Origin of the sequence: Pseudomonas schmalbachii (assembly GCF_017589465.1) — a bacterium.
Taxonomy (GTDB): domain Bacteria; phylum Pseudomonadota; class Gammaproteobacteria; order Pseudomonadales; family Pseudomonadaceae; genus Pseudomonas; species Pseudomonas schmalbachii.
The window spans coordinates 491,565-507,206 of record NZ_JAELYA010000003.1; the positions used below are offsets into that span (position 1 = coordinate 491,565).

The following is a 15,642-nucleotide window of genomic DNA, read 5'->3' on the forward strand; positions in this document are numbered from 1 at the left end:
ACGCCGGAATGGCGTTGGGGAGGGGGATTGCAGGAAGTGAGCCAACTATTACCCAAGATGGCATGCACCACTCCGTGGTGGACTCGCAGCTCCGCCTGAGTGAAAGCCCTGAGAGCCCCGGAGGAAGATTCCCAAGGCTCAAATCCCCTCCTGCGCACCAACCCGGTTGCCCCTAAATTCCGCCGCTCTACAACGGACGTTTCAGGGCGACAGGCATGTTCCAACCGGCTAACCAGGCACAGTTCCAACTACTGATCGATGGCACCGCGAGTACGCTGCAGGTGCTCGGCTTCCAGGGCGAGGAAGCCCTCGACAGTTGCTACCGCTTCGAGATCGAACTGGTCAGCGAACGCCCCGTCGATCCGGCGGGCCTACTCTCCAAACCGGCCTTCCTGGCCTTCGACGACCGGCAGCACGGCGTGCACGGACTGATCCGCGAAGCCGTCCAGGGCGCCTGGGACGGACGCTTCTGCCGCCTTCGGGCGATCCTCGAACCGCACTTCGCCAACCTCGCCCTGCGCCGCAACCAGCGCATCTTCCAGCACAAGGATGCCCGGCAGATCATCGCCACCATCCTGGGCGAGCACGGCATTTCCAGCTTCGCCTTCCGCCTGCTCAACCCGCCGCCCGTGCGCGACTACTGCGTGCAGTACGACGAGAGCGACCTGCATTTCGTCTCGCGCCTCTGCGAGGAGGAAGGCCTCCACTACCACTTCGAACACAATCCCGGCGATCACACCCTGGTCTTCGGCGACGGTCCGCCGGCCTGGGCCACTATCGGCAGCGTGGAATACCTGCAGGACAGCGGCCTGGTCGCCGACCACCCGGTGATCAAGCAGTTCGACAGCGGCGTGGCCCTCCGCACCTCGCGCGTCACCCGCCGCGACTACGACTTCGAGCATCCCAGCCTGCTGCTGGAAGGCAGCGCCAGGGACGATGGCCGCCCCGACCTCGAAGACTACGACTACCCCGGCCTGTTCCGCAGCGGCGCACGCGGCAAGCAGCTCAGCCGCATCGCCCTGCAGCGCCAGCGCAGCGACTCCTTGCAAGCCAGCGGCGGCGGCGACCGCCCACTGGCCAGCGGCCACCTGATCACCCTCACCGACCATCCCCTGCCCGCCTGCAACGCGCTCTGGCTGGTCACCCGCGTCAGCCACTGGGGACGCCAGCCTCAGGTGCTGCAGGAGCTGGTCGAACACGCCAGCGAACAGGGTTATCGCAACCAATTCCAGGCCATCCCCGGCGAGACCTTCCACCGCCCCGCCCTGAACCATCCCAAGCCGCGCGTGCTCGGCAGCCAGACCGCCGTGGTCACCGGCCCGGCGAGCGAAGAGATCTACTGCGACGAATACGGCCGGGTGAAAGTGCAGTTCCACTGGGACCGCGACGGCCAGCGCGACGAGCATTCCAGCTGCTGGGTGCGGGTCGCCAGCGGCTGGGCGCATGACGGCTACGGCCACGTGCTGATTCCACGCATCGGCATGGAGGTGCTGGTCAGCTTCCTCGAAGGTGACCCCGACCAGCCGCTGATCCACGGCTGCCTGCCAAACAAGCTGCGCCGGGTGCCCTACGCCCTGCCCGAACACAAGACCCGCAGCGTGTTCAAGACCAACAGCAGCCGCGGTGGCCGCGGCTCCAACGAACTGCGCATCGAGGACCGCAAGGGAGCCGAACAGATCTATATCCACGCCGAGCGCGACCAGGACATCAAGGTCGAGCACGACGAAAGCCACTGGGTCGGCCATGACCGCAGGAAGACCATCGACCACGACGAAACCGTGCACATCGGCAACGACCGCACCGAGACCGTCGACGGCAACGAAAAGATCACCATCCACAAAAGCCGCACCAAGACCGTCGACAAACACCAGACCGACCACATCAGGCGCAACTGGTCGACCACGGTCGACCGCTTCAAGACCGAGACGGTGAAGCTGGCGTACATGCAGAACGTCGGCCTGGCCAAGATGATGAACATCGGCACGGTGTACAGCCAGAACGTCGGGCTGCACAAGAACACCATTGTCGGGCTGGAACAGAACTCCACTGTGGGCCAGCGCTACAGCCTGACCGTCGGTGGCGGTCCTACCTCGAACATCACCATGGACGGCGACAGCATCGCATTGCGTGTCGGCAAGGCGTCATTGGTGCTCAAGAGCGATGGACACATCCTGATCAACGGCACCCGCTTCGACTTCGAAGCCAGCGGGCCAGTACAGATCAGCGGCAAAGACATCGATCTGAACTGAGGTTGCGTCCATGGAATTCCGCAACCTCACGCCATTCGCTGCACAGTGCTACGACGCCCTTGACGTGGACGACCGGGAATACCGGGTAGTCGTGATCAAGGTCGGTTACGACCTGCAAGTCGATCCGCAGACAGGCGACGCCCGTCTGTCCGTCAAGGACAGCGACCCCGTCGGGCTCTGCTATGTCGACGAGTACTACGGCGCCCCTGGCCAATCCAGCGTTCGCCGCGAGTCGGACCTGGCGCCCTTCAAGCCTCGCTGCGATGTAATCCTGCAGGGTCACACCCACGCACCATTTGGCAGGCCATCACGAAGCTGGATCGCCCGCCTGGCCCTGCGTCGCGCAGGCAACCCCAACGCCCCTCTGCTGCTCGACAAGGCCTTGCGCATCAGCGCACCACGAATCTTCTACAAGGACTACCTCGGCTGGGGCCTCTACGATCCGCAAACCACGTCCAAGGTCCCCCTGGACTGGGAGCATGCCTTTGGTGGCAGCAGCCGTGTCCCCAATCCCAAACACGCGGAAGATCCCGCCCAACCCGAGTGGCTGCTCAACGAAGTCTGCTATAGCAACCCGCTTGGCACCGGGTGGATGGACAAGCTCCACCGCAAGATGGCCAGGCAGGCAGGTCATGTCCCACCGGACAACCTGCCAGTACCGCAGATCACCTACCCGGACGACAACTTCAAGCCACCTCTGCTCGTTCGCCACCCGGAGGGCTCTCTGGATGCCCCGGCAATGGCCAGAGTCGTCGAGAGTTATGGCCAGCGACCAGCGGGCTTCGGCATCGTCGGCCGCGCCTGGACTCCACGTCTGCAGAAAGCCGGCACCTTCGACCAGCAATGGCTCGACGAGCGCTGGCCTGGCTTGCCCGGGGATTTCGACTTCGCCTACTGGAATGGCGCCCCCCAGGACCAGCAGATCGCCTATCCACCGCCGGATGCAGTGATCGAGTTGAGCAATCTGCTTCCGCCTGCCTGCTCACCCCATGGCACCGTCCTGGCCTCACTGCCGGGCCACCGCGCCTTTGTGCTCGCCTGGTTCGAGGGAGGCGGCCTGCTCCCGCTCAACGCAGTGATCGACACCCTGGCGATAGACACCGATGCCCTGCTGGTGGAGGTCGCCTGGCGCTGCCTGGTCCCCACCGAGTTTCCCCTCGAAGCACTGGAAGCCCGCTTCGAAACCGATCCCGACGCGCCGCTCATCAAGACCAGGGAGGTCTGACCATGGCCCACGACGTCACCGCCCGCCAGTGCGAAAACTGGCGGGTCATCAGCCTGCTGCCGGATGTCTGCAAGACCCCGATGGGCTCAAGCCTGCCGCCAGTGCCCTATCCCGTCGTCGCGGAAATGCAGAACGCCGTCGCCGTGGTACCCAGCGTGCGCGCCAATGGTGAAGCGTTACTGGTGTACCAGCACAGCAAGATCCCACAAACCCAGGGCGATGAGCCTGGGCAAGGCAAGGGCGTAAAAAGCGGTACCGTCGGCGCCAATTGCTACCCCCTGGAACACAGCGGCAGCGTACGTGCCGGCGGCAAATACATCCTTCGCCATGGCGACCGGTTCTGGATGAACGGAGCCTGACATGGCCACCCCTATCACAATCAACGGGCCGGCCGTATTCCGCCCTCTGTCCGACGGTACGACGCTGGGCCTCTACCCGCACGCCAACAGCGTTGGTTGGGCGGTATGGAGCAATCAGAACGAGCTTCTCAACAACGGTAGCTTCACCCCGCTGGCCTACGAAGAGTTCCGCCGCAAATACGCGGAACTGAATTTGCCCACATTCGACTTCAGGCCCGCCCTCACCGGCAGCTACAGCGGCAGCGGAAACACCATCGGCAAGATCACCGGAGAAGGCCCCTCCAGCGGCACTAGCGCACAGGGCGCCAATCCTCCACTGGACAAGAACCTGCTCGAACAAGCCAAGGCCGGCCTCCAGAACAGCATCGACGCCTGGGTCGCCAGCACAGGTTTCAGCACCGGAGCCATGGTCGTTGGCGCCATGGCCACGGCGGTCAGTGAAGTTTTCATGCCCGAGTCCTACTGGGAAATCATACCCACCGGAAAACTGGGCAAGATCGGCAAGAAAGGCGTGGAAGCCCTTGGCGATCTGGTCAAGGGTGAAAAGGCAGCCGAGAAAGCTGCCGATACCGCAAGAGCGGAAGAAGCAGCCAGGAAAGCCGAAGAGGCGAAAAAGGCAGAACAGGCCAGAAAGCCGAAGGAACCGGAAAAGAAAGAAGACGGCGGAAAGGTCAAAGGCAACAAGAGCGCCGAGACAGGCAAGTGCGGTGAATGGCTGTCCAGAATGGACATGATGGATGAAGGCTTCGACGAAATTCTCTCGGTGCAGAATAACTCCGGGCAGGGCGTCGACCTGATTGGCCGTAACAGCCAGACTGGCGAAGTGAAGGCCTGGGAGGTAAAAGCGACGGAGACTTCACGGGCGGGGAGTTTGAGTAAAGCGCAGGCGGAAATGGGCGGGGAGGGTTTTACAATAGATCGCCTCAGAAAAGCAGCAAATCGGCTTGGGCACTATCAAAGCGCTCCACACGGAACTGACGAGGCTGCCAGGAAGGCACTAAAGTGGATAAAACAAAGCACCAATATCAGTTATGAAAAACGAGAAGTATTTATTGAAAACATCGATAAAGGCTGTATGAAGAGCCCGAAAAAACCCTCAAGATCAAAACCATGGCCATCAAGGAACGTCTAAATGCTCAGTAAGAACACCCCATCCATAGAAACAACAAAATTTATAAACAAGAAAGTAAATAATCTAAAAAAAGAGTTCACCGAGTGGTTGGCACACCCAAATAGCAAGAAACTCTTCCTAGACGACGGGAAAGAAGAGTTCGGCCTTTATCTCAAAGGCGAGGACAATATAAATCTTATGGGTCTAGCCTCATCAGAAATCAGTCATTGGCACCTGATGACCTATAGCCATCTCGCGCTCACCGGGTCTTCGCTTGACTACCAAGCACTCGCTCTGATAGCCCGTCATACTTATGCCAGCACAATGTTTGACGCCGAGCTTATTAACAAAAAAAAAATGACTAGCGGTCTGTTAACCACTGAGGCGTCCTTCAATTTATCGATAGCCATAATTTCCGGCTGGGGTAAAGAGTTCCGCGCACTGGTTCGCGCGCTACATGCAGGATTGGACACCAAACTGCTTGATTTGAGAATCACCCCCAAACACGATAAAGGCACCCTTTATCGCCACTTCTGGTTCCTAGTGCATCTTGCCTGCGAAGTGGAAGAATTGACTATCGACACCTCCCTGTACTCTTATCCAAAGAGCCTCGCCCCGTATGACGAAGTCCTGGCCGACTGGAAAACCACCGATCTGGGCAAAGTCAGCCAGATGGTGCAACGCATGGCCGATTTCCACGCGCAGCACTCGCGCGAAGATTCGCGAGGACGAGAAGTCTACGAATTCGAAAATGAAGAACGCTGGCTATTCCCCTACGAAATCTTCGCCTTCCTACGCCTACGTGAGTGGTTGGGACTGAAAAACCCGCACGAGTTCGACCATCCCTTGATGCAACAACCGCTCGGCTGCCTGCCCTGCGAGCCCGGCATCCCCCTCGCCCGCCCCGAGACCCCGCTGCTCGACCAAGTGATCGCCAAATTCAACCAACAGTACCCCAACAGCATTCCGTGGCCGAAAGATTGAGGCTCAAGTTTATTTTTGATCGGAAAGGTGGTCGGTCTGCGGTTCGACTTGAAATAGGAGCGTGTCTCTTCCTCATCTTTATCCCCGACGGGAACGGCAACCCAATTGAAAATTGACGTGAAAAACGAAAAATCTAAAATTGAAAAAGCAAGAAAAATAGTAATAAAACAACTAAATTATATAAAAAAAGAAGTTCAAGAATGGTTAGAACACCCGAGAAACAGGAGCAGCTTTCTTGATGGAAGCATTGAAAACCTCAGAAATTACATTAGCACCGCTGACGATATCCAGTTGTTAGGGCTGGGCGCCGCAAACACAGCTTACTGGTACCTAAACGAATACAGCAACTCTATATTCTTTCATCCAGAAACTGGTAGCCAGAAACTAGCTCTCTTGGCGCGACACAATTACGCTAGCGTGATGTTTGATGCTGTGCTTATAGAGCAGCAAAAACTGACAAGTGGCTTGCTACTCACTGAAGCAGCTTTTAATTTATCTACAACCATCATTGCCGGTTGGAACAGAGAGTTCCACGCGCTGGTTCGTGCTCTACATGCAGGACTAGATACAGAACTTCTTGATTTACATCTCACACATTTGCACGAAAATGGCACTCTCTATCGTCACTTCTGGTTCTTGCTGCATTTGGTCTTTGATGTAGAAAAACTGTCTATTGACACTTCCCTTTACTCCTATCCGGAAAGCCTCACACCATATGACGAAGTCCTTTCTGACTGGAAAACTACTGATCTGGAAAAAGTCGGAGAAATGGTCCAGTGCATGGCCGATTTCCATGTTCAGCATTCGCGCGAAGATTCACAAGGACGAGAAGTTTACGAATTCGAAGAAGAGGACTATTGGCTATTCCCATACGAAATCTTCGCCTTCCTACGCCTACGTGAATGGATAGGCCTGAAAAACCCGCAAGAATTCGACCATCCCTTGATGCAACAACCCCTCGGCCGCCTGCCCTGCGAGCCCGGCGTCCCCCTCGCCCGCCCCGACACCCCGCTGCTCGATCAGGTAGTCGCCAAATTCAACCAACAGTATCCCAACAGCATTCCGTGGCCAAAAGATTGAGCCTCATATTTGTTTTGATCGGGAAGGTGATCAGTTTGCAGTTCGACTTCGAATAGGAACGTGTCTCTTCCTCATCTTTATTCCCGATGGGCATGGTGTGGCGAATGGGGACAGATGGAAAAAGAATGAGCAAAAACCTGAAAGAGGGTAAAGAAGTCGAGGCAAGAACTTAATTGATATACACCAATGAAACAGCGAGAGCATCTCAATTTAACATTGAACAAACCACGAATGGAAAGACAATATTGAAGCAGATAGCAAATGGAGAAAACCGATGAGTAGCCAGCAGGAATACCTACAACAAAAAATCGCAACGAGCATCTACTCCATCGTAAAAAACGAAAAATGGGCAAGCGTTAAACTCAAAATTAAAATTATAAAACAATATCTAGAAGCCGAAGCCGAAGCCGAATCAATCGATCAGTCAGGAAAAACCAAAAGCTTGCGAGGCTACGCCGAATCAATAGAGTTAGCCAAGACATTAAGATCCCTAATGACCAAGACAAACTATCAAAGTGATGCCTGGTATACTTTAACATTTGAATTAACCTCCGATGGAAATTTCAACTTCAACTATGACTATGATCATCTGCCTTCGTTTGAAACCATCCCCAGCCCTGATAAATGGCGTGCTGAATTTTTAGAACACCCTCGCCCGGACCTTGAAATACACCTTAAAGAATGGCTGGACGGTAGCATCGACTACTCCGATGAAAAGGAGGAAGGCTACAAAACTCTAATAAAGCGCTTAGCCGACCTACAAAACAAATAGTGCAATCACCAACTCACAATACACTTCACATTGCTGCACCGAAGAGCCATCTTATGCAGATCCCTTGATTGTCAGAGACGGCACAGGCCATTCTTATACTGCAGTCGGCAAACTGACGAGTCGACACTTGAATTGCGGAGAATTGGCTCTCTGCAACGAAGTGTTACTGAGTGACCCCTTGGCCATTTCGAGGGAAATATGTTTCCTCGAAAATTGACAGATTGGATATTGAGCTTATCTAAGGAAACTCTAAAGAAGGCTCTATGTTTCTGCTGAAATACACCGATCGCGATGTCCCGAGGTTTGGAGCGGATCAAGGCAAGGGAGCACCAATTACCTTTCATTCGTCCCTGCGCAAATCCTCCGGAATCGGCGGTTCCGCCAGCGGCTCCGGTCGTTTGCCCTTGCCGGCGCGGAATTGCTTGAGCTGGTACACGTAGGCCAGCACCTGCGCCACCGCCAGGTACAGGCCGGCCGGAATCTCCTGGTCGAGCTCGGTCGAGTAGTACACCGCCCGCGCCAGCGCCGGGGACTCCAGCACCATCACCTTGTGCTCGTTGGCCACCTCGCGGATCTTCAGGGCGATGAAGTCGTTGCCCTTGGCCAGCAGCTTCGGCGCGCCGCCGGCCTCGGCGTCGTATTTCAGGGCCACGGCGAAGTGCGTCGGGTTGGTGATCACCACGTCGGCCGTCGGCACCGCCTGCATCATCCGCCGCTGCGCCATCTCGCGCTGCATCTGGCGGACCTTGGCCTTCACTTCCGGCTTGCCTTCGCTGTCCTTGTATTCGTCGCGGATTTCCTGCTTGGTCATCATCAGCTTCTTGCGGTTGTCCCAGAGCTGATAGGGCACGTCCACCGCGGCGATGATCAGCAGGCTGGCGGCCAGCCACAGCGCGCTCCAGCCCACCACCTTGGCGCTATGAACGATGGCCTGCTCCATCGGTTCATGGGCCATCGCCAGCAGGTCGTCCTTGTCCGACTGCAGCACCAGCAGCGCCACCAGCAGGACCACGACGAACTTCACCAGTGCCTTGAACAGTTCCAGCAGCGACTTGGCCGAGAACATCCGTTTCAGCCCCGCCAGCGGGTTGAGGCGGCTGAACTTCGGCGCCAGCGCCTCGCTGGAGAACAGCCAGCCGCCCAGCGCGATGGGGCCGACGAGAGCCGCCACCAGCAACAGCGCGAGGATCGGCCACAACCCCTCGGCCGCCAGCCAGCCGCCGGTGGCGAACAGCTGGAGCATGCTGTCGCTGTTCATCACCGTCTCGCGGGACAGCTGGAAGCTGCCGCGCATCAGGCGCAGCAGGCTGTCGCCCAGCGCGGCGCCGTACAGCAGCAGACCGCCGGCGCCGGCCAGCAGCACCGCCAGGGTGTTCAGCTCACGGGATCGCGGCAGTTGGCCTTTTTCTCGCGCCTCTCGCCGCCGCTTCTCCGTGGGTTCCTCTGTACGGTCTTCGGAACTCTGGTCTTCGGACATCGCGCTACCTCGACCGGATCAGTTCACGAAGCAGTTGCAGGGTCTCGCTGGCGAGCACCTGGTACTGCGCAAGGAGATCGGCGGTGCCGATCCACAGGATCACCAGCCCCAGCACGAGAGTCAGCGGGAAGCCGATGGAGAAGATGTTCAGCTGCGGCGCCGCGCGGGTCATGGCGCCGAACGCCAGGTTGACCACCAGCAGCGCGGTGATCGCCGGCAGCGCCAGCAGCAGGCCGGCGCCGAGCACCCAGCCGAGCTTGCCGGCGACTTCCCACAGGTGGTTGCCGGAAAGCCCCTCGCCCACCGGCAGGGTGACGAAGCTTTCGGCGATCACCTCGAACACCACCAGATGGCCGTTCATGGCGAGGAACAGCAGGGTCACCAGCATGGTGAAGAATTGCCCGAGCACAGGCACCGACACGCCGTTGGTTGGGTCGACCATGGAGGCGAAGCCGAGGCCCATCTGCATGGAGATGATCTGCCCGGCGACCACGAAGGCATGGAACAGCAACTGCAGGACGAAGCCGAGCATGGCGCCGATGAGGATTTCCCAGCCGATCAGCAGCAGCGCGCGGGGGCTCAGCGCGTCGACCTGCGGCATCGGCGGCAGGCTCGGCACCAGCACTACGCAGATCGCCAGCGCCAGGTACAGGCGCACGCGGGTCGGCACCAGTTGGGTGCCGATGATCGGCATGGTCATCAGCAGCGCGGCGACGCGGAACAGCGGCCAGACGAAGCTGCCGATCCACCCGCCGATCTGTGCGTTGCTCAGTTCGAACATCAGCCGATCAGCGTCGGAATGTTGGCGATCAGGTTCTGGGTGAACTCCATCAGCTGCCGCAGCAGCCACGGACCCAGCACGATCAGGGTGAGCAGCACCACCAGCAGGCGCGGCAGGAAGCTCAGGGTCTGCTCGTTGATCTGCGTGGCGGCCTGGAACATCGCCACCACCAGGCCGACCAGCAGGCTCGGCACGATGAGGATGGCGACGATCAGCGCAGTCAGCCAGAGCGCTTCGCGGAACAGGTCCAGTGCGACTTCAGGGGTCATGCTTGGCCCTCACCTCTCAAACTGCACACGTAGGTTGGCGCTGAACGCAGTGAAGCCCAACGTTGGCCATGGCGATGTTGGGCTTCGCAAGCTCAGCACCAACCTACGAAAGACAACATCGTTATACCGTCCCGAAACTGCCCGCCAGCGTCCCGATGATCAGCGCCCAGCCGTCCACCAGGACGAACAGCATGATCTTGAACGGCAGCGAGATGATCAGCGGCGACAGCATCATCATGCCCATCGCCATCAGCACGCTGGACACCACCAGGTCGATGATCAGGAACGGGATGAAGATCATGAAGCCGATCTGGAACGCGGTCTTCAGCTCCGAGGTGACGAAGGCCGGAACCAGGATGGTCAGCGGCGTGGCGTCGGCGCTGGCGATGTCGGTGCGCTTGGACAGGCGCACGAACAGCTCCAGGTCGGACTGCCGGGTCTGCGCCAGCATGAAGCCCTTCAGCGGCACCTCGGCGCGGCTCAGCGCTTCCTGCGCCGGGATCTGCTCGTTGAGGTACGGCTGCAGCGCCTCGTTGTTGATGCGGTCGAACACCGGCGCCATGACGAACAGGGTGAGGAACAGCGCCAGGCCGATCAGCACCTGGTTCGACGGCGTGGTCTGCAGGCCCAGCGCCTGGCGCAGGATGGAGAAGACGATGATGATCCGCGTGAAGCTGGTCATCAGCATGACGAACGCCGGGATGAAGCTCAGCGCGGTCATGATCAGCAGTATCTGCAGGCTGACCGAGTATTCCTGCTGGCCCTGCGGGTTGGTGGTCACGGTGATCGCCGGGATCGACATCGGGTCGGCGGCGAAGGCCTGCGGCAGGCCGAGCAGGAAGAGGCCGAGCGCCAGCGGCGCCCAGCGCAGGACAGCAAAAATCATTGCGGGCGGCCCTTGTCCTTGTTCAGCAGTTCCAGCAGGTTGCGGGCGAAGTCCGGGGTGGCCGGTTCGGCGTCGGGCAGGTGCACCGGTTGCTGCATCACATGCAGCGGGGTGATGCGCCCGGGCGTGAGGCCGAGAAGGATCTGCTCCTCGCCAACCTGCACCAGCACCAGCCGGTCGCGCGGGCCGAGGGCCTGGCTGGCGAGCAGGCGGATGGTCTGGTTGCCGCGCGGGCCGACCTGCTGCACGCGGCGCACCAGCCAGGCGAGCAGGAAGATCAGCGCGACCACCAGCACCAGGCCGAACAGCAGCTGCATCAGCTGCGCGCCGGCGCTGCCGGTGATCAGACTCGGCGCGCTGCTGGCGTGGACGATGGCCGGCGCGGGATTCTCCGCGGCGCCGGCGAAGGACGCCAGCCCGGCCAGCGGCAGGGCGGCAAGGGATGCGACGAGTCGGTTCATGTCAGCGCAGCTTCTTGATGCGTTCGCTGGGGCTGATCACGTCGGTGAGGCGGATGCCGAACTTCTCGTTCACCACCACCACCTCGCCGTGGGCGATCAGGGTGCCGTTGACCAGCACGTCGAGCGGCTCGCCGGCCAGGCGGTCGAGTTCGATCACCGAGCCCTGGTTCAGCTGCAGCAGGTTGCGGATGCTGATGTCGGTGCGGCCGACCTCCATGGAAATGGTCACCGGGATGTCCAGGATCACATCCAGGTTCGGCCCTTCCAGCCCGGCGATGGTCGGCGCCTTGGGCGCCATGCCGAACTCTTCCATCGGTGCGCGCGGCGGCTTCGGCGGCGCCTTGGTCATCAGCGCGTCGATGCCGCTCTGGTCGATGTCGCCCGACTCGGAGAGTGCGGCGGCCCACTCATCGGCCAGCGCCTGCTCCTCTGGGGTCACGTTGTCTTGGTCTGCCATTGACGGTGTCCTCTGGTGGATGCGCTCAACGCGGGCGTTCGAGCGGATCGATAATCTGCAGCGCCAGGTTGCCCTTGTGCGAACCCAGCTTGACCTTGAAGGAAGGCACGCCGTTGGCGCGCATGATCATGTGTTCCGGCAGTTCCACCGGGATCACGTCGCCCGGCTGCATGTGCAGGATGTCGCGCAGCCTCAGTTGGCGGCGCACCACGGTGGCATCGAGCGGGACGTGGACGTCGAGGATGTCTTCGCGCAGGGCGTTGACCCAGCGCTCGTCCTGGTCGTCGACGTCGGACTTGAAGCCGGCGTCGAGCAGTTCGCGCACCGGCTCGATCATCGAATACGGCATGGTGATGTGCAGGTCGCCGCCGCCGCCGTCCAGCTCGATATGGAAGGTCGAGACCACCACCACTTCGCTGGGGCTGACGATGTTCGCCATCGCCGGGTTGACCTCCGAGTTGACGTACTCGAAGGAGATCGGCATCACCGCGCTCCAGGCTTCGATCAGGTCGGTGAACGCCTGCTCGACCACCATGCGCACCACGCGCAGCTCGGTGGGGGTGAATTCGCGGCCCTCGATCTTGGCGTGACGACCGTCGCCGCCGAAGAAGTTGTCGACCAGCTTGAACACCAGCTTGGCGTCGAGGATGAACAGCGCGGTGCCGCGCAGCGGCTTCATCTTCACCAGGTTGAGGCTGGTCGGCACGTACAGCGAATGCACGTACTCGCCGAACTTCATCACCTGCACGCCGCCCACCGCGACATCCGCCGAGCGGCGCAGCAGGTTGAACATGCTGATGCGGGTGTAGCGGGCGAAACGCTCGTTGATCATCTCCAGGGTCGGCATGCGGCCCCGGACGATGCGGTCCTGGCTGGTCAGGTCGTAGGACCTGACCGCCCCCGGCTCGTGATCATCCTCGGGCTCGACCAGGCCATCGTCCACGCCGTGCAGCAGCGCGTCGATTTCGTCCTGGGAGAGCAGATCCTGCATGGCCATGCTGCACCTACTGCAATACGAAGTTGGTGAAAAACACTTGTTCCACGACCAGTTTGCCGGTGGCCTTCTTCGCCACCTCCTGGACCTTGGCGGTGGCCAGTTGGCGGAGCATTTCCTTGCCCACCGGTGTGGTCAGCGAATCGAAATTCTGACCGGAAAACAGCATGACCAACTGATTACGGACCAGCGGCATCTGTTCGCGCAGGGCATCCATTTGTGCCTTGTCGCGGCCCATCAGCGCCAGCGACACCTGCAGATAGCGCGGCCGCCCGCCCTGACTGAAGTTGACCACGAAAGGCGGCGCCAGTTGCTCGTACAGCGCCGGTTTCTTGCCGGTGGTGGCGTGTTCGGCACCGGCCTCGGCAGCGCTTTCGTCCTTCGACTGCTTGCTGAGGAAGAACCAGGTGCCGCCCACCGACAGGCCGATCGCCAGCAGGAAAGCCACCGCCAGCAGGACGGCGGGCTTCACCGGGATCGCCCGGGTGCTCTTCTGGGAGGGGGTCTGCTGGTCCTTCTTCGCCATGCCAAAAATCCGTCAGTAATCCGGCGCGTTGCGCATATATCTGGACTTGAGCAAGGGCTGTGCCAGCTCGGGAGCGGATATTACAGCGTGGTACGTAGGGCGGGGAGGAAAAGTGCGAGGCGTTTTTTGCTGCAGGAGCAACTGGTTTGCATCCTAAGTAACCATGTGGCTGGGTGGCTGGGCCAGAACCCGCGTAGGTTGGTGCTGAACGCAGTGAAGCCCAACGATGGCGCTGTTGGGCTTCGCGTTGCGAAGCGCCAACCTACGATGGGCATTGCAGCCTGCGCCACACCTGTAGGAGCCAGGGGGACGCCTAGTTCTTGCTGGCTCCTACCAAAAGCAGCGGCGGCGCGCGGGATCAGGCGAAATAGTCCACCAATCCCCGTCCCTGCCGTCCCGGCTGGCTGCGCACTTCCGCGACGCCGCTCAGCACCGGCTCGTCATCGCCACCGCCGCCACGCCCCCCGCGACCCTGCCCACGCCCGGCCTCGCCCTCCTGCCCCTGCCAGCCGCGCGACAGCGACTGGTCGGAGACGTTGACGTCAAGGCTGCTCATGCCCTGCTGGCTGAACATGTCGCGCAGGCGGTGCATCTGGCTTTCCAGGGCGTCGCGGACGCCGGCGTTGGCGCTGGCGAAGGTCACCTGGGTCTGCTCGGCGGTCATGTGGATGCGCACTTCGAGGCGACCGAGGTCGGCCGGCTCCATCTGGATATCCGCCGACTTGAGGTTCTGGCTGGACATCCACATCACCCGGTCCACCAGCGCCTCGCTGATACCATTCTGCTGCAGCGCCAGCGGCTGGCCGGGCACCAGGGCATTCACCGGGCGGCTGGTCAGCGCAGGTTGCGAGCCAAGGGCGTGGGTCAGCGCCTCCAGCCGGGCGGCGAAGGTTTCGCTGTGGGCGTCCGACTTGCCATCGGACTGGCCTTCCGCCAGACGCAGCAATCCCGCACCGGCCTGCAAGGCGCCCTGCAGGAGCTTGCTGTCGCCCGCTTCCGGCTGTTGCTCCACGACCTGGCCCGCCTGCAGCGCCGCCAGATCCAGCTTGCCCTGGGGCACACCCTGCTGTTGCGCTTGGGCACCCTGCTCCAGGCTCAGCTTCACGCCGCCCTGCTGGTTGAGCTTTTCGAGGTCGAAATCGGTATTCGCTGCGTTCTGCTGTTCAGCTCCAAGGGTGACCAGCAGCGGCACGGGCTCGCCGGTCTGCGGCTGCTGCGATTCCGCCTGCTCCGCGGGCTTGTCGTCCACGCTTTCCGGCTTGTCCTCCGCCGCGCCCGGCAAACTCTTGCCGTCATCGGCAACCTCCGGCTTGTCGGCGGCAGCAGGCGGTTTCGCCGGGTTGTCCCTGGCGCTGTCGGCAACACGCTCGCGCGCCGGCCGGGCTGCGTGCGCGGGACGCTCCGCAGGCGCCGGACGGCTCTCCCGCGCGTAGACGTCGGCAAAGCTGGAACCCTTGTCGCGCGTGGGATTGCCGGCATGCTTCAGGGTGCTGGAAAGCGCCGCACCGGACTTGCCGGGGGGCGTCGGTTTGAGCAGCACATCCGGGGCGACTGCCATCGGGATTCTCCGTTCCATTCAGTGACGGGAACGGATGTAGCAACCGCCGGGCCAATTCGTCGTGCGCGGTTCAGATTTCGTCCAGCCGGCGCCTGCCCAGCAGGCTGCAGACCGTGCCGAACTCCGCATCGGCCTGTTCGAACAGCACCGCCACCCGGGCCAAATCGCCGTGCCGCGCGCACTCCTCGATCTGCACGCAGAGGCCGAGCAGTCGCGCCGCGCCCATGTTGCTGCAGCTGCCCTTGAGGCTGTGCGCGGCCAGGCGCACCGCTTCGCGGTCGGCATTGGCCAGCCCGGCGCGGATTTCGCGCAGGCGTACTTCGGAGTCGCTGACGAAGGCATCCAGCAGCAGCGGATAGTCGTCCTCCATCACCTCCTGCAGGGCGCTTTGCACGGCGTCGTCGAGATGCACTTCGGACATTCGCTGGGTCTCCGGGAATACGGGCGATGGCG

General features: G+C 60.9%; 17 protein-coding genes. 7 read left to right on the plus strand and 10 right to left on the minus strand.

Going from position 1 to position 15,642, the window contains the following annotated elements; all coding sequences use genetic code 11:
* The first annotated feature begins 215 nt into the window (after positions 1–215).
* The 7 genes from tssI to JFY56_RS11055 all read left to right on the plus strand — a co-directional run bounded on the left by tssI (position 216) and on the right by JFY56_RS11055 (position 7,780).
* The gene (gene tssI, locus JFY56_RS11025; RefSeq protein WP_208313697.1) at positions 216–2,249 is read left to right on the plus strand and encodes a type VI secretion system Vgr family protein; all 2,034 of its coding nucleotides are present in this window, start codon (positions 216–218) and stop codon (positions 2,247–2,249) included.
* 10 nt (positions 2,250–2,259) lie between these two features.
* Positions 2,260–3,474, plus strand: a complete 1,215-nt coding sequence (locus JFY56_RS11030) for a DUF2169 family type VI secretion system accessory protein (RefSeq protein WP_208313698.1) — start codon at positions 2,260–2,262, stop codon at positions 3,472–3,474.
* 2 nt (positions 3,475–3,476) lie between these two features.
* Positions 3,477–3,833 carry a DUF4150 domain-containing protein gene (locus tag JFY56_RS11035; RefSeq protein ID WP_208313699.1) on the plus strand — a complete coding sequence of 119 codons (357 nt, stop codon included), beginning with the start codon at positions 3,477–3,479 and terminating at the stop codon, positions 3,831–3,833.
* Between the two features lies 1 nt (position 3,834).
* Complete coding sequence (locus JFY56_RS11040) at positions 3,835–4,965, plus strand: hypothetical protein (protein ID WP_208313700.1); 1,131 nt, start codon at positions 3,835–3,837, stop codon at positions 4,963–4,965.
* Entirely contained in the window at positions 4,966–5,928 is a 963-nt protein-coding gene (locus JFY56_RS11045) for a hypothetical protein (RefSeq protein WP_208313701.1), read from the plus strand.
* A gap of 117 nt (positions 5,929–6,045) precedes the next feature.
* Positions 6,046–7,008, plus strand: a complete 963-nt coding sequence (locus tag JFY56_RS11050; RefSeq protein ID WP_208313702.1) for a hypothetical protein — start codon at positions 6,046–6,048, stop codon at positions 7,006–7,008.
* 274 nt (positions 7,009–7,282) lie between these two features.
* Positions 7,283–7,780 carry an immunity protein YezG family protein gene (locus JFY56_RS11055; RefSeq protein ID WP_208313703.1) on the plus strand — a complete coding sequence of 166 codons (498 nt, stop codon included), beginning with the start codon at positions 7,283–7,285 and terminating at the stop codon, positions 7,778–7,780.
* Positions 7,781–8,120: 340 nt separating this feature from the next.
* Here the strand turns inward: JFY56_RS11055 and flhB are convergent, their stop codons facing one another.
* From flhB to JFY56_RS11105, 10 genes are all read right to left on the minus strand, one after another.
* Complete coding sequence (flhB, locus tag JFY56_RS11060; RefSeq protein WP_208313704.1) at positions 8,121–9,257, minus strand: flagellar biosynthesis protein FlhB; 1,137 nt, start codon at positions 9,255–9,257, stop codon at positions 8,121–8,123.
* 4 nt (positions 9,258–9,261) lie between these two features.
* Positions 9,262–10,038, minus strand: a complete 777-nt coding sequence (gene fliR / locus JFY56_RS11065; protein ID WP_208313705.1) for a flagellar biosynthetic protein FliR — start codon at positions 10,036–10,038, stop codon at positions 9,262–9,264.
* Complete coding sequence (fliQ, locus tag JFY56_RS11070; protein WP_208313706.1) at positions 10,038–10,307, minus strand: flagellar biosynthesis protein FliQ; 270 nt, start codon at positions 10,305–10,307, stop codon at positions 10,038–10,040. The genes fliR and fliQ overlap by 1 nt, the downstream gene beginning before the upstream one ends.
* Before the next feature lie 121 nt (positions 10,308–10,428).
* Positions 10,429–11,193 (minus strand): flagellar type III secretion system pore protein FliP, encoded by a 765-nt coding sequence (fliP, locus tag JFY56_RS11075; protein WP_208313707.1) that lies wholly within the window; start codon positions 11,191–11,193, stop codon positions 10,429–10,431.
* Positions 11,190–11,654, minus strand: a complete 465-nt coding sequence (fliO, locus tag JFY56_RS11080; protein ID WP_208313708.1) for a flagellar biosynthetic protein FliO — start codon at positions 11,652–11,654, stop codon at positions 11,190–11,192. The genes fliP and fliO overlap by 4 nt, the downstream gene beginning before the upstream one ends.
* Before the next feature lies 1 nt (position 11,655).
* Positions 11,656–12,111, minus strand: coding sequence for a flagellar motor switch protein FliN (gene fliN / locus JFY56_RS11085; RefSeq protein ID WP_208313709.1), 456 nt, complete (start codon positions 12,109–12,111; stop codon positions 11,656–11,658).
* Positions 12,112–12,136: 25 nt separating this feature from the next.
* Positions 12,137–13,108 (minus strand): flagellar motor switch protein FliM, encoded by a 972-nt coding sequence (fliM, locus tag JFY56_RS11090; RefSeq protein ID WP_208313710.1) that lies wholly within the window; start codon positions 13,106–13,108, stop codon positions 12,137–12,139.
* Positions 13,109–13,115: 7 nt separating this feature from the next.
* Positions 13,116–13,631 (minus strand): flagellar basal body-associated FliL family protein, encoded by a 516-nt coding sequence (locus JFY56_RS11095; protein ID WP_208313711.1) that lies wholly within the window; start codon positions 13,629–13,631, stop codon positions 13,116–13,118.
* 358 nt (positions 13,632–13,989) lie between these two features.
* Positions 13,990–15,189 (minus strand): flagellar hook-length control protein FliK, encoded by a 1,200-nt coding sequence (locus JFY56_RS11100; RefSeq protein WP_208313712.1) that lies wholly within the window; start codon positions 15,187–15,189, stop codon positions 13,990–13,992.
* A gap of 70 nt (positions 15,190–15,259) precedes the next feature.
* Positions 15,260–15,610 carry an Hpt domain-containing protein gene (locus JFY56_RS11105; protein WP_208313713.1) on the minus strand — a complete coding sequence of 117 codons (351 nt, stop codon included), beginning with the start codon at positions 15,608–15,610 and terminating at the stop codon, positions 15,260–15,262.
* Between the last annotated feature and the right edge of the window lie 32 nt (positions 15,611–15,642).